17 protein-coding genes are annotated in these 19,297 nt (G+C 68.0%); 7 read left to right on the top strand and 10 right to left on the bottom strand.

The window, feature by feature from the left end; all coding sequences use genetic code 11:
- From AC1DTF_RS16975 to AC1DTF_RS16955, 5 genes are all read left to right on the top strand, one after another.
- On the top strand, positions 1 to 582 hold a 582-nt coding region (locus AC1DTF_RS16975), incomplete at its 5' end, for an alpha/beta hydrolase fold domain-containing protein (protein ID WP_477474901.1).
- Entirely contained in the window at positions 579 to 1,427 is an 849-nt protein-coding gene (locus tag AC1DTF_RS16970; RefSeq protein WP_477474900.1) for an SDR family NAD(P)-dependent oxidoreductase, read from the top strand. The genes AC1DTF_RS16975 and AC1DTF_RS16970, both read left to right, overlap by 4 nt.
- A 12-nt stretch (positions 1,428 to 1,439) precedes the next feature.
- The gene (locus AC1DTF_RS16965) at positions 1,440 to 2,360 is read left to right on the top strand and encodes a hypothetical protein (protein ID WP_057166909.1); all 921 of its coding nucleotides are present in this window, start codon (positions 1,440 to 1,442) and stop codon (positions 2,358 to 2,360) included.
- Position 2,361: 1 nt separating this feature from the next.
- Positions 2,362 to 3,855 (top strand): flavin-containing monooxygenase, encoded by a 1,494-nt coding sequence (locus tag AC1DTF_RS16960; RefSeq protein WP_477474899.1) that lies wholly within the window; start codon positions 2,362 to 2,364, stop codon positions 3,853 to 3,855.
- Between the two features lie 28 nt (positions 3,856 to 3,883).
- Positions 3,884 to 4,792: a MerR family transcriptional regulator gene (locus AC1DTF_RS16955; protein ID WP_477474898.1), complete on the top strand. Its 909-nt coding sequence runs from the start codon at positions 3,884 to 3,886 to the stop codon at positions 4,790 to 4,792.
- A gap of 10 nt (positions 4,793 to 4,802) precedes the next feature.
- On the opposite strand, the gene guaA is transcribed toward AC1DTF_RS16955, so the two are convergent.
- The 4 genes from guaA to AC1DTF_RS16935 are packed head-to-tail and all read right to left on the bottom strand — an operon-like array spanning position 4,803 to position 9,496.
- Positions 4,803 to 6,362 carry a glutamine-hydrolyzing GMP synthase gene (gene guaA, locus AC1DTF_RS16950; RefSeq protein WP_477474897.1) on the bottom strand — a complete coding sequence of 520 codons (1,560 nt, stop codon included), beginning with the start codon at positions 6,360 to 6,362 and terminating at the stop codon, positions 4,803 to 4,805.
- Between the two features lie 16 nt (positions 6,363 to 6,378).
- Entirely contained in the window at positions 6,379 to 7,014 is a 636-nt protein-coding gene (gene upp / locus AC1DTF_RS16945; RefSeq protein WP_057166913.1) for a uracil phosphoribosyltransferase, read from the bottom strand.
- A gap of 14 nt (positions 7,015 to 7,028) precedes the next feature.
- The gene (locus tag AC1DTF_RS16940) at positions 7,029 to 8,243 is read right to left on the bottom strand and encodes a URC4/urg3 family protein (protein ID WP_477474896.1); all 1,215 of its coding nucleotides are present in this window, start codon (positions 8,241 to 8,243) and stop codon (positions 7,029 to 7,031) included.
- Positions 8,240 to 9,496, bottom strand: a complete 1,257-nt coding sequence (locus tag AC1DTF_RS16935; protein ID WP_057166915.1) for a GTP cyclohydrolase II — start codon at positions 9,494 to 9,496, stop codon at positions 8,240 to 8,242. Before AC1DTF_RS16935 ends, AC1DTF_RS16940 begins: the two co-directional genes overlap by 4 nt.
- A gap of 195 nt (positions 9,497 to 9,691) precedes the next feature.
- Here AC1DTF_RS16935 and AC1DTF_RS16930 point away from each other — a divergent pair, with 195 nt between their 5' ends.
- Positions 9,692 to 11,137: a catalase gene (locus AC1DTF_RS16930; RefSeq protein ID WP_477474895.1), complete on the top strand. Its 1,446-nt coding sequence runs from the start codon at positions 9,692 to 9,694 to the stop codon at positions 11,135 to 11,137.
- A gap of 75 nt (positions 11,138 to 11,212) precedes the next feature.
- On the opposite strand, the gene AC1DTF_RS16925 is transcribed toward AC1DTF_RS16930, so the two are convergent.
- The 3 genes from AC1DTF_RS16925 to guaB form a co-directional block, all read right to left on the bottom strand.
- On the bottom strand, positions 11,213 to 12,970 hold the full coding sequence (locus AC1DTF_RS16925) for an FAD-dependent oxidoreductase (protein WP_477474894.1): 1,758 nt from the start codon (positions 12,968 to 12,970) through the stop codon (positions 11,213 to 11,215).
- A gap of 69 nt (positions 12,971 to 13,039) precedes the next feature.
- Positions 13,040 to 14,167, bottom strand: a complete 1,128-nt coding sequence (locus tag AC1DTF_RS16920; RefSeq protein WP_477474904.1) for a GuaB3 family IMP dehydrogenase-related protein — start codon at positions 14,165 to 14,167, stop codon at positions 13,040 to 13,042.
- Between the two features lie 33 nt (positions 14,168 to 14,200).
- Positions 14,201 to 15,742: an IMP dehydrogenase gene (gene guaB / locus AC1DTF_RS16915; protein WP_057166919.1), complete on the bottom strand. Its 1,542-nt coding sequence runs from the start codon at positions 15,740 to 15,742 to the stop codon at positions 14,201 to 14,203.
- A 167-nt stretch (positions 15,743 to 15,909) separates the two neighbouring features.
- On the opposite strand from guaB, the gene AC1DTF_RS16910 reads away from it, so the two are divergent.
- Positions 15,910 to 16,314: a DUF5319 domain-containing protein gene (locus tag AC1DTF_RS16910; protein WP_057166920.1), complete on the top strand. Its 405-nt coding sequence runs from the start codon at positions 15,910 to 15,912 to the stop codon at positions 16,312 to 16,314.
- Between the two features lie 7 nt (positions 16,315 to 16,321).
- On the opposite strand, the gene AC1DTF_RS16905 is transcribed toward AC1DTF_RS16910, so the two are convergent.
- From AC1DTF_RS16905 to AC1DTF_RS16895, 3 genes are all read right to left on the bottom strand, one after another.
- Positions 16,322 to 17,536 carry an anti-sigma-D factor RsdA gene (locus AC1DTF_RS16905; RefSeq protein WP_477474893.1) on the bottom strand — a complete coding sequence of 405 codons (1,215 nt, stop codon included), beginning with the start codon at positions 17,534 to 17,536 and terminating at the stop codon, positions 16,322 to 16,324.
- Positions 17,529 to 18,104 carry a sigma-70 family RNA polymerase sigma factor gene (locus AC1DTF_RS16900; RefSeq protein WP_057166922.1) on the bottom strand — a complete coding sequence of 192 codons (576 nt, stop codon included), beginning with the start codon at positions 18,102 to 18,104 and terminating at the stop codon, positions 17,529 to 17,531. Before AC1DTF_RS16900 ends, AC1DTF_RS16905 begins: the two co-directional genes overlap by 8 nt.
- An 88-nt stretch (positions 18,105 to 18,192) precedes the next feature.
- Positions 18,193 to 18,993, bottom strand: coding sequence for a hypothetical protein (locus AC1DTF_RS16895; protein ID WP_477474892.1), 801 nt, complete (start codon positions 18,991 to 18,993; stop codon positions 18,193 to 18,195).
- Positions 18,994 to 19,297 lie beyond the last annotated feature (304 nt).

Raw genomic sequence — 19,297 nt, 5'->3', positions numbered from 1 at the left:
AAGTACCGCTTCCCCACCGCTGCCGACGATGTGCGCGCGGGCTGGGATTATCTGCGCACCGAACGCGGCTACCACCCAGAGAGCATGGTCATCGCCGGGGATTCCGCGGGAGGCCACCTCACGGTCGACATGCTGCTGCAGCCCGGCGTCCCGCATCCCGCCGCGATGGCCCTGTTCTCCCCGCTGGTCGATCTCACCTTCGGGCTGGCCCGCGCCCGCGAAGCGCTGCGCGACGATCCGGCGATCCGCGCCTCGGACGCCGCCCGCCTGATCGGGTTGTATTGCGCCGGAACCGATCCGCGTCACCACCGACTCACCCTCGACGTCGCAGGCGGCCGGCGCATGCCGCCCACCCTGATCCAGGCCGGCGGCGCGGAGATGCTGCAGGCCGACGCCCGCACCCTGGACGCGGACATCCGTGCCGCCGGCGGCACCAGCGAGTTGCAGGTCTGGCCGGATCAGGTGCACGTCTTCCAGGCACTGCCCCGGCTCACCCCCGAGGCCGTGCCGGCCATGCGCAAGGTCACTGCCTTCGTCAATGAGTCCCTGCACATCAACGAGATCGGCCGGGTTGCCGGATGAACCTCTTCGGAATCCTCGGTGGTGCCAAACGCAGCCGCAATGCCGACGCCGTCGTGACCGGCGCCGGCAGCGGTATCGGCGCCGCCTTCGCCCAGGAACTCGCCGCGCGCGGCGGCCGGGTGGTCTGCAGCGATCTCAACGAGAACGCCGCGCAGGCCACCGCCGCGGAGATCACCGCCGCGGGCGGCGAGGCGACGGCCCTGCGTTGCGATGTCTCCAAGATCGAGGATGTGCAGGCCCTGGCCGACGCCGCGCAGGCCTGGTTCGCCGGTGCTCCCACCCTGGTGATCAACAACGCCGGGGTCGGCGCCGGCGGCACCCCGATCGGCGAGGTCAGCCTGGACGACTGGAATTGGGTGCTCGGCGTGAACCTGTGGGGACCGATCCACGGTTGCCACGTGTTCACCCCCATCCTGCGTGCCGCCGAGACCGATCAGCCGCGCGGCATCATCAACGTCGCTTCGGCCGCGGCATTCGGCGCCGCACCCGGTATGGCCGCCTACAACGTGAGCAAGGCCGGCACGCTGTCGCTTTCGGAGACGTTGGCCGCAGAGCTGGCCGGCACCGGCATCAACGTCACCGCGCTGTGCCCCACCTTCGTCAAGACCAACATCCTCGATACCGACCGCATCACCGCCGGATCCAGCCAGCTGGCCGACACCCTGATGCGCTGGACCGGGTTCTCCCCGCAGAAGGTCGCGCGGATGTGCCTGGACACCAACGATCGCGGCGGCCTGTACTGCATGCCACAGCCTGACGCCCGGATCGGCTGGGGCATCAAACGTTTCACACCGACGGTCTACACCCGTGCCGTCGGTCTCACCACTCGCATCACCGCACCGTAGGAGGTCTGGACAATGGCTGTCGACATGGACGTCATGCTCGCGAAGATCAAGGATCGGCAATGGGCACTGGCCGATATCGACTGGGACGCTCCGGGAGCTGAAACCATCAGCGACGAGTTCCGGCCCAAGCTCAAGGCTTTCATGGCCGATCTGTGCTGGATCGAGAACGTCGGCGCGCGCGGGTTCGCCGCCCTGGCCAAGAAGGCCCCCACCCCGACACTGGCCGAGATCTACCGCTACTTCCACGCCGAGGAGCAGCGGCACGCCAATGCCGAACTGGCGCTGATGAAGCGGTGGGGCATGCTCGAAGACGGCGAGATGCCCGAGCCCAACGTCAACATCCGGCTTGCCATCGACTGGTTGGACACCTACGCCGACGACATGTCGCTGTCGGTGCTGGGCACCGTCATCCCGATGCTGGAGGTAGCGCTGGACGGCGCGCTGCTGAAGTTCCTGCTCGACGAGGTCGACGACCCGGTCTGCCATCAGGTCTTCGAGAAGATCAACAGCGACGAATCGCGGCATATTGCCGTCGATTTCGAGGTGCTCAACATGATCGGGCACTCGAAGGCACGCAAGCTCGCGATCGACTTCGTGGGCAGCGTCGCCTCGCCCGGCCTGATCATCGGGATGATCATCTACGTCCCGTTGCTCAACCGGATGCGCAACAACATCGTCGATATGGGCCTGGAGCCCGAGCGCCTCTACAAGGCGATGATGCGGTTCAAGGACATCGGTGGACGTGCCGAGAACACCTGGCGGGTACCGACCTACCAGATCCTCAAGCTGCATGCCCGCATGGTGGTCAATGACCGCAACCCCTATCACTGGATCGCGAATCCGATGGTGACCGCGTCGGACTATCTGCCGAAGGCGATTCTCAAGCCGATCCCGTCCTGGTTCAAGGAACTCACCTACAAGCCGGCGGCCTGACATGGCAGCGCACATTCACGACACCATCATCGTCGGCGCCGGTTTCAGCGGAATCGGCACCGCGATCAAGCTCGCCGAATCCGGCGTCGAGGACTTCGTCATCGTCGAACGCGGCGACCGGGTCGGCGGCACCTGGCGCGACAACACCTATCCCGGTGCGGCGTGCGATATCCCGTCGCTGCTCTACTCCTACTCGTTCGCCAAGAACCCGGACTGGTCGCGGGCCTACTCGCCGGCGAGCGAGATCTGCGCACACATCGAGGAGATGGTCGACGACTTCGACCTGCGCCGCCGGATCCGGTTCGGCGTCGAGGTCAACGGTCTGTCCTTCGACGAGGCGGCCGGCATCTGGAACGTCAAGACCACCGGCCGCACACCGCTGCGGGCCCGCACCGTGGTGCTGGCCTCCGGTCCGCTGACCGACCACAAGTTCCCCGACATCCGCGGGTTGGACACCTACCAGGGGCACAAGATCCACAGTGCCCGTTGGGATCACGAATACGACTTCACCGGCAAGCGGGTGGCCGTCATCGGCACCGGCGCCAGCGCCGTGCAGATCGTGCCCGAACTGGTCAAGCAGGCCGAGTTCGTGAAGGTCTTCCAGCGCACCCCGGGCTGGGTGGTGCCGCGGGTGGACATCGCCACCCCGGAGGCGGCCAAGACCCTGTTCGCCAAGCTCCCCGCCGCTCAGGGACTGGCCCGGCAGGTGCTGTACTGGGGCCACGAGGTCACCGCCACCGCGCTGGTCTGGGACACCCCATTGACCGGACTGGTGTCGCGGCTCGGAAAGGCCCATCTGCGCCGGCAGGTCAAGGATCCGTGGTTGCGCCGCCAGCTCACCCCCGATTTCACGCCGGGCTGCAAGCGCATGCTGATCTCCAGCGACTACTACCCCGCCCTGCAGAAGGACAACTGCAAGCTCATCGACTGGCCCATCGCCACCATCAGCCCGGTCGGTATCCGCACCAGCGACGGTATCGAGCACCACCTGGACGCCATCGTGTTCGCCACCGGCTATGACGTGCACCTGTCCGGTCCGCCATTCCCGGTCACCGGCCTGGACGGCCGGGTGCTGGCCGATGAATKGTCCGGGGGCGCCCAGGCCTACAAGAGCATCCAGGCTCACGGCTACCCGAACCTGTTCCTGATGACCGGCCCCAACTCCGGGCCCGGCCACAACTCGCTGCTGGTCTACTCCGAGGGGCAGATCGACTACGCGGTGAACGCGATCGGCACGATCCTGCGCGATGACCTGCGATATCTCGATGTACGTGCCGACGTCCAGCAACGCCACAATGCCGCGTTGCAGCGCCGGCTGCGCAAGACCACCTGGATGAGCGGGTGCAGCAGCTGGTACCTGACCGCGGACGGATTCAACGCGTCGATGTACCCCGGGTTCGCCACCCAGTATCTTCGACAGATGCGGGAGTTCCGGTTCGGTGACTACACGGCGGTGGCGCACGACGCACGTGTGACGGCGCTGTCGTCGGCCTGATGGCGACGAACTGATGGCTGAGATCTAGATGGGAACGCCCAAGCAGCCCCGGCAGTCGGCCGGCGCGATCTCGACGATCCTGACCGGACTGCGCCGGGCGCCCCGCCAGATCCGGCGCAGTTCCCGGGACGTCGTCGAGAACGCGGTCACCCAGCTCTTCGATGCGGCGGTGCAACCGCACGGTGCCGCCGCCTCCGGCGAGTACCGGATCGACGAGCTGGCGCAGCTGGCCGGCACCACCACCCGCAACATCCGGGTCTACCGCGATCGCGGTCTGCTGCATCCCCCGCTGCGGGTGGGCCGCATCGCCCTGTTCAACGACACCCACCTGACCCGGTTGCGGCTGATCACCTCACTGCTGGATCGCGGCTACAACATCGCCCACGTGCACGAGATGCTCTCGGCGTGGGAGCAGGGCAAGGGGGTGGGCGACCTACTCGGACTGGAATCCRCGATCGCGGGCAGCTGGGCCACCGAGAAGCCCGAACGGATGAGCGTCGCCGACGCCAAGCGGCTCATCGATGACGATCCGGGGTTCGAGCGCATGCTCGGCCTCGGTGTCATCAAGCTCGAAGATGACGAAGCGATCGTGGTGCGCCCCAAGCTGATCGAGGCGTTCAACGAGATCCGCCAGTACGGGGTGGCCACCGACAAGCTCATCGGTCTGCACGAGCAGATCGCGCCGTTGGTCGACCAGATCAGCGGACTGCTGGTGCAGGCGGGGATCGAGGAGGCGCTGCACCGCATCAACCCCGGTGCGGCGCTGCCACCCGATACCGAGATCGCCGAACTGCTCACGATGCTGGTGCGCTTCCGCACCCAGGCCGTCTCGGCGGTCTCATCGACGCTGGCGTTCTCCATCGAGACGACCATCGAGTCGGCGGTCGGTCAGATCCTCGGCGAACTCATCGACAAGGAAACCGAACCCGACGCCTGACTGACCGGCGTCACTCCCACTCGATGGTGCCGGGCGGCTTACTGGTCACGTCCAGCACGACCCGGTTGACCTCGGGCACCTCATTGGTGATGCGTGTCGAGATCCGTTCCAGGACCTCATAGGGCACCCGCGTCCAGTCGGCTGTCATGGCGTCCTCACTGGACACCGGACGCAGCACGATCGGGTGACCATAGGTACGTCCGTCGCCCTGCACGCCCACCGAGCGCACATCGGCCAGCAACACCACCGGGCACTGCCAGATCTGCTGATCCAGCCCCGCCGACGTGAGTTCCTCACGCGCGATCGAATCGGCGCGGCGCAGCGTGTCCAGCCGCGACGCAGTCACCTCGCCGACGATGCGGATGCCCAGTCCGGGCCCCGGGAAGGGTTGGCGGCCAACGATTTCCTCGGGCAGGCCGAGCTCGCGGCCGACGGCGCGCACCTCGTCCTTGAACAGCAGGCGCAGCGGCTCGACGAGCTTGAACTTGAGGTCGTCGGGCAGGCCGCCGACATTGTGGTGGCTCTTGATGTTCGCGGTGCCCGCACCGCCACCGGACTCCACGACGTCCGGGTACAGGGTGCCCTGCACCAGGAAGTCGACCTCGGGGCCGCCACCCTCCACGACATCGCGGACCGCACCCTCGAAGGCACGGATGAATTCCCGCCCGATGATCTTGCGTTTGCCCTCGGGGTTGGTGACGCCGGACAGCGCCTCCAGGAAGCGGTCGGCCACATCGACGGTGATCAGCTTGGCGCCGGTGGCCGCGACGAAGTCGCGCTGCACCTGGGCACGTTCGCCGGCGCGCAGCAGGCCGTGATCGACGAACACACAGGTCAGCCGGTCGCCGATGGCGCGTTGCACCAGCGCCGCGGCGACCGCGGAGTCCACTCCTCCGGACAGCCCGCAGATCGCCTGGCCGTCGCCGATCTGCTCGCGCACCTGCGCGATCAACTGCTCGGCGATGTTGGCGGGCGTCCAGGCCGGCCCGATGCCGGCGAACTCGTGCAGGAAGCGGCTCAGCACCTGCTGGCCGTGCGGGGAGTGCAGGACCTCGGGGTGGTACTGCACCCCGGCGAGGCGACGGGCCCGGTTCTCGAAGGCCGCCACCGGCGCACCGGAGCTGACGGCGACCACGTCGAAGCCCGCGGGGGCTTCGGTGACCGCGTCGCCGTGGCTCATCCACACCGGCTGGTTGTCGGGAAGATCCGAATGCAGCTGTCCACCAGTGACATTCATTTCGGTGCGGCCGTACTCGCTGGTGCCGGTACGGGCGACGGTGCCGCCCAGCGCCTGCGCCATGGCCTGGAACCCGTAGCAGATACCGAACACCGGGACGTCCAGGTCGAACAGCGCCGGATCCAGCCGCGGTGCCCCGTCGGCGTACACGCTGGCCGGGCCGCCGGAGAGCACGATGGCCTGGGGATCGCGGGCCTTGATCTCCTCGACCGTCGCGGTGTGCGGGATCACCTCGGAGAACACCCGCGCCTCGCGGACGCGGCGCGCGATCAGCTGGGCGTACTGCGCGCCGAAATCGATGACGAGAACGGGGCGGGTAGGGGCTGCTTCCACCCGGACAGTCTAGTCGTCAGGTGCCGAACAGCCGGTCCCCGGCGTCGCCGAGGCCGGGGACGATATAGCCGTGCTCGTCGAGCTGGCGGTCGATGGCCGCGGTGTACACCGGGATGTCGGGGTGCGCCTCGTGTAGGGCGGCCAGCCCTTCCGGGCAGCTCAGCAGGCAGACGAACTTGATGGAGCGGGGTTGGTGCTCCTTGAGCCGGTCGATGGCGGCGACCGCGGTGTGGCCGGTGGCCAGCATCGGGTCGACCACCACCACATCGCGTTCGTGCAGATCATTGGGGACCTTGAAGTAGTACTCGACCGCGATATGGGTCTTCGGGTCGCGGTAGAGCCCGATGTGTCCGACCCGCGCGCTGGGCACCAGGCTCAGCATGCCGTCGAGGATGCCGCCGCCGGCCCGCAGGATGGACACGAAAACCAGCTTCTTGCCGTCGATCACCTTGGCGGTCATGGTTTCCAGCGGCGTCTCGATCTGCTCTTCGTGCAGTGGGATGTCGCGCAGCACCTCGTAGGCCATCAACGCCGACACCTCACTGACCAGACGCCGGAAACTGTTGGTGGACACGTCTTTGCGGCGCAATGTGTTCAGCTTGTGGGTGACCAGCGGGTGCTCGATCAGGTGCACCGCAGACGGTGGGGTCATCGAAAGTCCTTTCCTCAGAAGACGGTGCCGTCGCTGATGACGGTGAGCGGTGGCAGTCCGCCGCGCAACCGCTGGGCGAGCGCCCGGCCGGCCGCCCAGCTGCCGCCTTCGAGGACGCAGGCCAGTGGCAGCTGCTCATCGGTGACCCCGAGTCGCTCCCGCACCAGGACGGCGAGCTCGTCGAGCAGGGCGACGGTGAGCGCGCGCCACTCCACCACCAGCTCGTCGGCGGGTGTCCAGCCGCGTCGGGTCCAGCCGGGATCGCGCAGGCGCAGCACACCGGTGTCCAGGAACAGCCCGCCGTTGCGGTATTCGGGCAGGCCGGTCAGCGCGTCGAGGCCGGTCACCTGCACGCCGGACCAGCCAAAGGGCTCCAGCAGCGAATAGGTCAGCCACTGCGAGAGCTTGTGGAAGGGCACCCAGCCCGCGGTGGCACCGGCGCCGGGCACCGCGTCGTGACGCCAGCAGTCACCGAGCGGCTCACCGTCGATGCCGTTGTCGGCCAGCCAGATTCGCGACATGCTCGACAGCAGTGCGGACAGGATGTCGTGGGCGGCCACCGTCGGTGCGGACGGATCGGTGACCAGCAGATCGAACAATCCGCCCGGGCGGCCCGGGGTGCCGAAGACCGTCGGCTGATCGGCCAGGGCGGCGCCGAGCCGGCGCAGCAGGTCGACCCGGCCCTCGAAGCCGACCAGTGGATTGTCCGGCCCCAGCTGGAATGCCGCCCCCAATGCGCCGGCATCCAGCCCGGTCAGGCCGGCGGCGTCGGCCTGCAGCGGATGCCCCGGATCCGAGGAGAAGGTGCCCGCCGTGAAGGCATGCCAGCTGGCCACCCCCAGCCCCTCGGAGCGGGTGAATGCCAGGCCGGTATCGGCTTCGCGGTAGCTCCAGTCGGGGCCGGCGCCGGCGTCGAGCAGCACGCTGACCACCGTCAGGTCGATCATCGCGCGGGCACGGCCCGCACCGTCGAGGTCTCCGAGCAGGCCGTCGAGTGCGGATTTGCGGTCCACGCCGCCGGCCTCGAAATGCCGCCACCGGCTGTGGAACGGGATGACCAGATCGGGAAACCGGGCCGCGGTCAGGGCCGCGACCTCGGCGGCCGCGGCCGCCATGGCGCCATCGTGGACGGTGAACCAGTCCGAGTCGCCGGCACGCGCCCGGGTCAGCAGGTGTTGCGAACGGGCCCGGATCTCGGCTGTGCTCCGCAGTGTCGCCGCGGGGGTCACACCAATCCCCGGCCCACCGTGTTCTTCAGGGCCTCGGCATCGGGGACCGGCCCCGGCGTGAAGTACCCCGCGGCCATCTTGGCGTCGATCTCCACCCGGGCGTCCGCGGGAATGAGGTCATCGGGGATGTTGACCCGCTCGCCCACCGTGATACCCGATCCGGTGATGGCGTCGTACTTCATGTTGCTCATCGACACCAACCGGTGGATACGCGTGATACCCAGCCAGTGCAGCACATCGGGCATCAATTCCTGGAAGCGCATATCCTGCACGCCGGCAACGCATTCGGTGCGCGCGAAGTACTGGTCGGCGGTGTCACCGCCGATTTGGCGCTTGCGGGCGTTGTACACCAGGAACTTGGTGACCTCGCCGAGCGCGCGGCCTTCCTTGCGGGAGTAGGCCACCAAACCCACACCGCCGCGCTGGGTTCCGGCGATGCATTCCTCGATCGCGTGGGTCAGATAGGGCCGGCAGGTGCAGATGTCGGAGCCGAACACATCCGAGCCGTTGCACTCGTCGTGCACGCGGGCGGTCAACTCCACGTCCGGATCGGCGAGATCGCTTGGGTTGCCGAAGATATAGACGGTCTGACCGCCGATCGGCGGCAGGAACACCTCCAGATCGCCGCGGGTGACGAGTTCGGGGTACATGCCGCCGGTCTCCTCGAACAGAGCCCGGCGCAGGGCCGACTCGGTGCAGCCGAACCGTGCGGCGACGCCGGGCAGGTGCCAGACCGGTTCGACGGCCACCTTGGTCACCACCGCGGCGCCGCCCGCTGTCAACACCTGGCCGTCCGGCCGCAGCCGGCCCTGCTGCATCGCCACCATGACTTCCGGCAGCATGACGTGCGCCTTGGTGATGGCGATGGTGGGCCGGATGTCCTGGCCGGCCTCGAGTTCGGCGGCGAAGACGTCGGCGACGGCGGCACCCCACGGGTCGAGGCTGACGATGGCCGCCGGATCCCGCCACTGCGGGTACGGTCCGATCACATCGGTCGGGGCGGTGTTGGTCAGATCGGCGCGGTGCTGCGGGGACAGGGCGCCGGCTGCCACTGCCAGCGCCCGGTAGACGCCGTAGGAGCCGCTGTGGGTGCCGATGACGTTGCGATGCGCCCGCGTGCCGGTGGTCCCCACCACCGGGGCCCGCTCCGCCGGAGTCGGCGCACCCCACCGGATGGCAGGCGCCGTGGCTCCCGCGCTGTGCGATGTCAGCCGGATATGACGTGCGCCGGTGCGATCCGTGCCAGTTCCCACGTCGACTCCTCTCGGGACGAACGCGCAACAACTCAGGCGACAGCTTTGTCACCTGCATCGTATCAGCGCCGCCGGTGCCCCACCGGGCATACGAATGTCGCAGTCTCAGAACATTATTCGTCCACAGGTGTCGAAACTGGCGACCCGGGGTATACGCGCGCTGCAGCCTGCCCGCAGGCTCGAAAGGAGCACAGCGTGACGAACACACAGCCCAAACCGACCACCACCGATGCCGGTATCCCGGTCTACAGCGACGAGCATTCCCTGACCATCGGCCCCGACGGCCCCATCCTGCTGCAGGATCACTACCTGATCGAGCAGATGGCCAACTTCAACCGGGAGCGGATCCCGGAGCGGCAACCGCACGCCAAGGGCGGCGGCGCGTTCGGTCATTTCGAGGTGACCCACGATGTCAGCGCCTACACCAAGGCCGCCTTCCTGCAGCCCGGAGCCAAAACCGAGACGCTCACCCGGTTCTCGACCGTGGCCGGTGAGCGCGGCAGTCCAGACACCTGGCGCGATCCGCGGGGGTTCGCCACCAAGTTCTATACCGCCGACGGCAACTTCGACATGGTCGGCAACAACACCCCGGTGTTCTTCATCCGCGACCCGATGAAATTCCAGCATTTCATCCGGTCCCAGAAACGCCGGTCCGCGAACAACCTGCGCGATCACGATATGCAGTGGGATTTCTGGACGCTGTCCCCGGAGTCCGCTCACCAGGTGACCTGGCTGATGGGTGATCGGGGAATACCGCGCACCTGGCGCCACATGAACGGCTACTCCAGCCATACCTACAGCTGGATCAACGCCGCCGGCGAGATCTTCTGGGTGAAGTACCACTTCAAGTCCGACCAGGGCATCGAATTCCTCACCCAGGACGAGGGCGATGAGATTGCGGGCACCGACGGTGACGCGCACCAGCGCGACCTGTTCGACAGCATCGAGCGCGGCGAGTTCCCGAGCTGGACGTTGAAGATGCAGATCATGCCGTTCGAGGACGCCAAGAATTACCGGTTCAACCCGTTCGACCTGACGAAGGTGTGGCCGCACGGCGACTACCCGCTCATCGATGTCGGCAGGCTGACCCTCGACCGCAACGTCACCGACTATCACACCGAGATGGAGCAGGCCGCGTTCGAACCGAACAATGCGGTCCCGGGTACCGGGTTGAGCCCGGACAAAATGCTGCTGGCACGGGACTTCTCCTACTCCGACGCGCACCGCGCCCGGCTCGGGGTGAACTACCGCCAGATCCCGGTGAACACCCCGAAGACCGAGGTGAACAGCTACTCGAAGGACGGGGCGATGCGGGTCAACAACGTCTCGGATCCGGTGTACGCACCGAACTCCTACGGCGGGCCGAAGGCCGACCCGGCGCGCACCGGTGAGCCGCTGTGGCACGCCGACGGGGACATGGTGCGGTCGGCGTATTCGCTGCACGCCGAGGACGACGACTGGGGTCAGGCGGGCACGTTGGTACGCGAGGTGCTCGATGACGCGGCGCGCGACCGGCTGGTCACCAACATCGCCGGCCACCTCTCCAAGGGGGTGTCCGATGCCGTGCTGCAGCGGGCCTTCGAGTACTGGCGCAATGTGGACAAGGAGCTCGGCGACAGGATTGAAGCCGAGGTCACCTAGCGACGCGACGGTGCGTCCGGATCGCGATTTCTGCCGTTTTCGCGATCTGGGCGCACCGTCGGCGCGCTACCGAGTTCAGCCCGCCTGCGGCGAGCGGGACAGCCCCGAATTGACCGGTTCGATGGGCAGCCTGCGCAGTGCGGCGGGCGCTTCGGCGGGCACCACCGGGCGTACCGGCGCGATCGGGTCCAGCCGGCGGTAGGGCTCGCCCTGGGCCGGACGCAGGTCCGCCTCACCCTTGTTCGGCCACAGCGCCGCGGCCCGCTCCGCCTGCGCCGTGATCGACAGCGACGGGTTCACCCCGAGGTTGGCCGAAATCGCAGCTCCGTCAGCCACATACAGCGTCGGGTAGCGGTACACCCGCTGGTAGGCGTCGATGACGCCGGTCTGCACGCTGTCCCCGATGGCCGCGCCACCCAGGAAGTGCGCGGTGAGCGGGATGTTGAACAGTTCGCCCCAGGTGCCGCCGGCCACGCCGTCGATCTTCTCGGCGATGCGGCGGGTGACCTCGTTGCCCGCCGGGATCCAGGACGGGTTGGGCAGGCCGTGGCCCTGCTTGCTGTCCAGCATCCGGTAGCCGAACCAGGTCTTGCGGGTGAAGGTGGTGATCGAGTTGTCCAGGTGCTGCATGACGAGCGCGATCATCGTCCGCTCACTCCACCGGCGCGGGTTGAGCAGTCGTAGCGTTCCGCGCCGGTCGGCCTTGGCGGTCTGGACCAGTTGCTTCCAGCGCGGCACGTCGGTGCCTTCGGGCCCGGTGCCGTCGGTCATCAGGGTCTGCAGCAGACCCATCGCGTTGGATCCCTTGCCGTAGCGGCACGGTTCGACGTGGGTGTCGCTGGTCGGGTGGATCGACGAGGTGATCGCGACGCCCTGGGTGAGGTTGAGGTCATCCCCGACGGTGAGCCGTCCCGCGCCGACGATGGACTCGGAGTTGGTGCGGGTCAACACGCCGAGGCGGTCGGACAGACCGGGCAGCTTGCCCTTGTCCCGCATCCGGAACAGCAGCTTCTGGGTCCCGTAGGTGCCGGCGGCCAGGATCAGGTGGTTGGCCGTGAAGGTCTTCTTGCGGCGGCGCAGTTTCCCGCCGGTGCGCACCGTGTGCACTTCCCACACACCGTCGGGACGCTGCGCGAACTCCCGGACCGAGGTGAGCGGATGCACGTGTGCACCAGCTGATTCCGCAAGACCGAGGTAGTTCTTCAACAGGGTGTTCTTGGCGCCGTGCCGGCAGCCCGTCATGCACTCGCCGCATTCGATGCAGCCGGTGCGCGCCGGGCCCGCCCCGCCGAAGTACGGATCGGGGACGGTCTTGCCGGGCGTCTTCTGGCCGTCTTCGCCGAAGAACACGCCGACCGGCGTGGGCACGAAGGTGTGCCCCACGCCCATGTCGTCGGCGACCTCTTTCATGATCCGGTCGGCATCGGTGAACGTGGGGTTGGTGACGACACCGAGCATGCGCTTGGCCTGGTCGTAGTGCGGCATGAGCTCTTCGCGCCAGTCGGTGATGTCCTTCCACTGCGCGTCGGCGAAGAACGGCTCCGGCGGCACATAGAGGGTGTTGGCGTAGTTCAGCGAGCCGCCGCCGACCCCGGCGCCGGCCAGGATCATGCAATTGCGCAGCAGATGGATGCGCTGGATGCCGTACATCCCGAACTGCGGGGCCCAGAGGAACTTGCGCAGGTTCCAGGAGGTCTTCGCGAAGTCCTCGTCGGCAAACCTTCGGCCGGCCTCCAGCACCCCTACGCGGTAGCCCTTTTCGGTGAGCCGCAGGGCGCTGACGCTGCCGCCGAATCCCGAGCCGATGATCAAGACGTCATAGTCAGGCTGCATCAGAACAGTATGGCCCTACCGGCAGGTAACTTTCTAGACAGGAGGGCCTAACTTGTAAAGATCAGCTGATCACGACCCGACGGTCAGGCCGACCTTCTGGAATTCCTTGAGGTCGCAGTAGCCGGCCTTGGCCATCGAACGGCGCAGGCCACCCACCAGGTTCAGCGAGCCGAACGGGTCGTCCGACGGGCCGTTGAGCACCTGCTCCAGCGCCGGGCGTTCCCCGAGCGCCACCTGCAGCAGGGCGCCGCGCGGCAACGACGGGTGCGCCGCAGCCGAGGGCCAGAACCAGCCATCGCCCTGGGCCTCGGCGGCCACCGACAGCGGGGGGCCGAGCACCACGGCGTCGGCGCCGCAGGCGATCGCCTTGGCCAGGTCGCCGGAGGTCTGGATGTCGCCGTCGGCGAGCACGTGTACGTACCGGCCGCCGGTTTCGTCGAGGTATTCGCGCCGGGCCGCGGCCGCGTCGGCGATGGCGGTGGCCATCGGGACGCTGATGCCCAGCACCTCATCGGAGGTCGTCACCCCGGAGGTGGAGCCGTAGCCGACGATGACGCCGGCCGCCCCGGTGCGCATCAGGTGCAGGGCGGTGCGGTGATCGAGCACACCGCCGGCCACCACGGGCACGTCCAACTCGGAGATGAAGGTCTTCAGGTTCAGCGGTTCACCGTCGTTGGCGACCCGCTCAGCGGAGATCAGCGTGCCCTGGATGACCAGCAGGTCGATCCCGGCGGCCACCAGTGCCGGGGTGAGCGCGGCGGCGTTCTGGGGGCTCACCCGCACCGCGGTGGTGACGCCGGCTTCCCGGATGCGCGCGACGGCGGCACCCAGCAGTTCGGGGTCCAGCGGCGCGGCGTGCAGCTGCTGGAGCAGCCGGATCGGCGCCGACTCGTCCTCCGACGTGGCCGCGGTATCGATGACCTGGGCGATTTTGGCTTCGACGTCGGCGTGCCTGCCGATCAGTCCCTCACCGTTGAGCACACCGAGTCCGCCGAGCCTGCCCATCTCGATCGCGAACTCCACCGACACCAGCGCGTCGGTCGGATGCGCGAGCACCGGGATCTCGAAGCGGTAGGCGTCCAGCTGCCAGGCCGTCGAGACGTCCTTCGACGACCGGGTCCGGCGGGCCGGGACGATGTTGATGTCATCGAGCTCATAGGTCCGGCGAGCTGTTCTGCCCATGCCGATTTCAACCATGTCACGCATGTGTGATGCAGCCCCTTTCGGGCTTTAACGGGCGTAGTAGTTCGGGGCTTCGACGGTCATCGCGACGTCGTGCGGGTGGCTTTCCTTCAGGCCCGCGGCGGTGATCTGCACGAACTGCGCCTGCTGCAGATGCTCGATGGTGTCCGAGCCGGTGTAACCCATGGCCGCGCGCAGACCGCCGGTCAGCTGGTGGATCACGGTGGACAGCGGCCCGCGGAACGGCACCCGGCCCTCGATGCCCTCGGGCACCAGCTTGTCCTCGGAGAGCACATCGTCCTGGAAGTAGCGGTCCTTGGAGTAGCTCTTGGCGGCGCCGCGGCCCTGCATGGCACCCAGCGATCCCATGCCGCGGTAGCTCTTGAACTGCTTGCCGTTGACGAAGATCAGCTCGCCGGGCGACTCGGCGGTGCCTGCCAGCAGCGAGCCGAGCATGGCGGTCGAGGCGCCGGCGGCCAGCGCCTTGGCGATATCGCCGGAGTACTGCAGGCCACCATCGGCGATCACCGGGACGCCCTTGCGCGAACAGGCGGCGACGGCCTCCAGGATGGCGGTGATCTGCGGGGCGCCGACACCGGCGACGACGCGGGTGGTGCAGATGGAACCGGGGCCCACACCGACCTTGACGGCGTCGGCTCCGGCGTCGACCAGCGCTGCGGCGGCCGCCCGGGTGGCGACGTTGCCGCCGACCACGTCGACGCGATCGCCGACGGCCGCCTTCAGGCGGCTGACCATGTCGAGCACCAGCCGGTTGTGGGCATGTGCGGTGTCGACGATGAGGACGTCGACGCCGGCGTCGGCCAGCGTCATCGCCCGGGTCCAGGCGTCATCGCCGATACCGACGGCGGCACCGACCAGCAGGCGTCCGTCGCTGTCCTTGGTGGACAACGGGAACTGCTCGGTCTTCACGAAGTCCTTGACGGTGATCAGCCCGGTGAGCTTGCCGTGACCATCGACGATGGGCAGCTTCTCGATCTTGTGCCTGCGCAGCAGGCCCAGCGCGGCCTCGGCCGAGACGCCGGCCTGCGCGGTGATCAGCGGGGCCTTGGTCATCACCTCGGAGACCGGCCGGGACTGGTCCACCTCGAAGCGCATGTCGCGGTTGGTGATGATGCCCACCAGCGCGCCGGCCGCGTCCACCACGGGCAGACCGGAGATCCGGAACCGCGCGCACATGGCGTCGACCTCGGCCAGCGTGTTCTCCGGCGAGCAGGTCACCGGGTCGGTGACCATCCCGGCCTCGGACCGCTTCACGGTCTCGACCTGACCGGCCTGCTCGGCCACCGACAAGTTGCGGTGCAGCACGCCCATGCCGCCGGCACGGGCCATCGCGATGGCCATCCGCGACTCGGTGACGGTGTCCATCGCCGAACTGACCAGCGGCACCCGCAGCCGGATCCGTTTGGTGAGCTGGCTGGACGTGTCGACGTTGGCGGGCACCACGTCCGACGCGGCCGGCAACAGCAGGACATCGTCGAAGGTCAGCCCGAGCATCGCGATCTTGGTGGGATCATCACCGCCGGTGGGAACCGGGATGGCGAGCGGGACGCTGCTTTCAGCGATCGACATGGGTGGAGCCTCCACTAGCAACAGTCGCGAATCTAAGAGGCCATTCTATCGGCACTGACCTCGACGCTCGCCGCCACGCCGCCGGGCGGGGTCCCGTTATCCAGATGTGGGCGGCACGCGGGGTGAACCGGTGGCGCGAAACCAGCGGGGCTGCGTAGGCTAGATCCGTGCGAGATGACCTCCCGCCTGGCCTGCCACCCGACCCCTTCGCCGATGACCCGTCCGATCCCTCGGCGGCTCTCGACGCGATCGAGCCTGGCCTGCCACTCGATGCGCAGGAACGCAGTGCCGTGGAAGCGGACCTGGCTGACCTGGCGGTATACGAGGCGTTGCTGGCGCACCGGGGAATTCGCGGGCTGGTGGTGTGCTGCGACGAATGCCAGCAGGACCACTATCACGACTGGGACATGCTGCGCGCGAACCTGCTGCAGCTGTTGGTCGACGGTACGGTCCGCCCGCATGAGCCGGCCTACGATCCCGAGCCCGATGCCTACGTGACCTGGGATTACTGCCGCGGCTACGCCGACGCCTCGCTCAATGAGGCCGCCACGGAGCCCGACGGCTACCGCTGAACCGCGTTTATTCTCCGCTTGACGGCAGTGTCGTCGTGGTGACGACGGTCGGTGCCGGCTCGTCCTCGGTCAGCACCGGTTCTTCGACGGCCGGCTGTTCCACCACCGGCGCCTCCTGCACGACCGGCGCCTGAACGCTCGGCGACGCGGCCGGTGCCGAGGACGGCGGCACAGCGGCACGCGGCGGCGGAGCCACTGATGTCGACTGCGTCACCGTCGTGGTGGTGGTCGTGGTCGTTGTGGTCGGCGCGGTGGTGGTGGTCACCGTTGTGGTGGTGGTCGTCGGTGCCGTGGTCGTGGTGCTGCTCGACGGGGCCGTCGTGGTGGTCGCCGGCGCAGTGGTCGTCGTCGTCTCGGTGGTCGAGGTCGGCGATGTCGACGTCGGCGATGCCGAGGTCTCGGTGGCCGGACTGGTCGACGTGGTGGTCTCCGCGCCGGAGGTCTCGGATGTCGTGGTGGTCTCGGACGTGGTGGTCTCCGAGGATCCCGTCGTCGAGAGCACCTCGGGCCCCGGGGTGGTGGTGACCGTGACGGGGTCCTCGATCACCGGCACCGGCAGCAGCGTCAGCGGCGAGGCAGGCAGCTCCGGCAGCGGCTCACCCGCGGGGGGTAGCGTCGCGGCGGGATTCTGCTCAACGACCTTGTAGGTCAACGCATTCCACTGCTGAATCAGGTCCTGCTTCTGCTCGACCTGATCAACGCTCTGCACGGTCGCCGACAGGGCGGCCAGTTTGTCCTGCGCCTGACCCCACTGACCCTGATCCACGAGCTGCTGCACCTGGGCGAGTTCGGTCTGAGCGGCCAGCACCACCGCGTCATCGCGGGTGGCCTTCTCGTCGCCGAAGAGCATGCTGCGTACGCCGTAGAGCCCGTCACCGGGTGCGGCCGCGAAGACCGCCGTGCCGAAGCCGCCGAGGCAGAGCACGGCCGCGGCGGCCGATCCGACGACCGCCAGCGACAGCCGGTTGGGCCGCCGCGACGGGCCGGCGGTGGYGTCGACCAATGCAGCGGTGGCCTCGGCGGGGGTGACGACATGTTCCATCGGAACCTGGCGGACCTCGTCGCGCCAGCCCGAGAGCAGGAACGCGAGGTCGGCGTCGCCGCGGTCGGTGGAGAACACCGGCTGTTCGGAGGCCAGCGCGTCCAGGAACTTGTCCGCGCGGTTGATGTCGTTGAGGGAGGGGTCACCGCCGTTGGCGGTCCAGCGACCGAAATCAGGCATGTTCACCTCCCGTTGTGATCTCCGACTTGAGTCGAGCCAGTGCTCGGTGCTGGGCGACCCGCACCGCGCCTGGGGTACTTCCGACCGCTTCCGCGGTTTCCTCTGCACTCATCCCGACGACGACGCGCAGGATGAGAATCTCGCGCTGTTTGTCCGGAAGGATCGACAGCAGTCGTTCCATCCGGGCCGACGCGTCGGCGTCGATGGCCAGCTGTTCAGGGCCGGCCTCGCCGGAGAACCGCTCCGGCACGTTGTCGGTGGGCTCGGCACGGTTGCGCGCCGACGCCCGGTGGGCATCGGCAAGCTTGTGCGCAGCAATGCCGTACACGAAGGCCAGGAACGGACGTCCCTGATCCTTGTAGCGCGGCAACGCCGTGATGGCGGCCAAGCACACCTCCTGCGCAATGTCGTCTGCGGACAGACCACTTCGTTCAGCTGACCCGATCCGTGCCCGGCAGTACCGGACGATGATCGGGCGGATGGTCTCCAAGACCACCCGGAGAGCTTCGCGATCCCCCGCCACAGCATCGGCGACGACAGCATCGAGACGTTCTCCCGAAATTGTCATCGTGGTTGATCTCTCCAGCGTTACGGATGGGGCTTGCGCGGACGTTTGCGTCAGATAAACACTAACGATCGAGATGGGGTGAATCGGCTCAGCGACGCGACCACACGCCGCCTCCGCGTCGCACTGTATCGGCGGCGGCGTCGCGGATCGCCGCGACCTGCGGGGCAGAATGCGTGGTACTGCCAATATCTGCGAGCAGGCAGCCCAGCGCCCAGCGCAGCGGAATCAGGCCGAACCGTTCCGTCTCAGCGAACGCCGCGTCGGCGACCTCGCGGGCAGCAGCCAGCCGACCCGCACAACACAGGGCGGCCGACAGCACCACCTGAGATTTGACGGTGTGGCGTGCCGAGCCGAGCGTGTCGGCCGATTCGACGGCACGTTCGGYGTGCGCGACGGCTGCGGCGCCGTCACCGCCGGCCATCGCGAGTTCCGCGGCCACCCAGCCCAGCCGGACCGGCAGCCGCGGCGGGGCCGCGGAGTCGAGCAGTTCGCCCGCCCGCTGYAGCAGCCGGCCCGACGCCGCCAGTCGCCCCACCCCGAGGGCGTCGGCGGCGAGACCCACGAGCGCGTCGACGCCGGCTTCGGGATCTCCGGCGAGCACCCAGGCCCGCCCGTCCCAGCCGCGCGCCAGATCGTGGCCGCCGAGCTGGCGCAGAAACGAGGCCCGGGTGCTGTGGGCCAGCGAGAGGGTCGGGCCGCGCTGCGATGCGCGGATGATCTGGTCGAGTTCGTGCAGCGCGCTGCCGTAGTGCCCCTGACCACCGGCGGCGACGGCCCGGAGCCAGCGCTCACGCGGGGTGTCGGCGGTCGGCAGGGGCCAGAGCTGCGGTTGGGTGCCGAATGCGGCTTCGGCCAGGAGGGCGGTCACGGTGGATTTCGGGCTGGCCATCGCACCGGACGCTATCAATCGCGGGGTGTCGGCCTGAAAAAAGTGACCAATTCGACCTTGGTTAACAATTGATGGTCGGGACGTTACCAACAGGTCAACGGGCTGCCGATCGGCAAAGTTGCCGAATTGACGCGAGCAGGGGAAATGCACTTCTACGAGCACCCGCGACCGGACATAAACCACCTGTCGCGTTGCCCGCACATGAACACGATGAACGTGACGTAAATTCACACCCTGCGGATATGCCTTTTCCCGGTGAGCCTGGGTATTGACGGTATTTCGGTAGCCCTTCTACGTTGTGTGC

This window comes from Mycobacterium sp. P4_H6, assembly GCF_056400845.1.
This window is presented reverse-complemented; position numbering and strand designations above follow the sequence as displayed.

What these genes read in the sequence shown, in the direction of transcription:
- AC1DTF_RS16970 (WP_477474900.1), top strand. Translation starts at nt 579, where the DNA reads ATGAACCTCTTCGGAATCCTCGGTGGTGCCAAACGCAGCCGCAATGCC.
- AC1DTF_RS16965 (WP_057166909.1), top strand. Translation starts at nt 1,440, where the DNA reads ATGGCTGTCGACATGGACGTCATGCTCGCGAAGATCAAGGATCGGCAA.
- upp (WP_057166913.1), bottom strand. Translation starts at nt 7,014, where the DNA reads ATGACCCCACCGTCTGCGGTGCACCTGATCGAGCACCCGCTGGTCACC.
- AC1DTF_RS16925 (WP_477474894.1), bottom strand. Translation starts at nt 12,970, where the DNA reads ATGCAGCCTGACTATGACGTCTTGATCATCGGCTCGGGATTCGGCGGC.
- AC1DTF_RS16920 (WP_477474904.1), bottom strand. Translation starts at nt 14,167, where the DNA reads ATGGTTGAAATCGGCATGGGCAGAACAGCTCGCCGGACCTATGAGCTC.
- guaB (WP_057166919.1), bottom strand. Translation starts at nt 15,742, where the DNA reads ATGTCGATCGCTGAAAGCAGCGTCCCGCTCGCCATCCCGGTTCCCACC.
- AC1DTF_RS16900 (WP_057166922.1), bottom strand. Translation starts at nt 18,104, where the DNA reads ATGACAATTTCGGGAGAACGTCTCGATGCTGTCGTCGCCGATGCTGTG.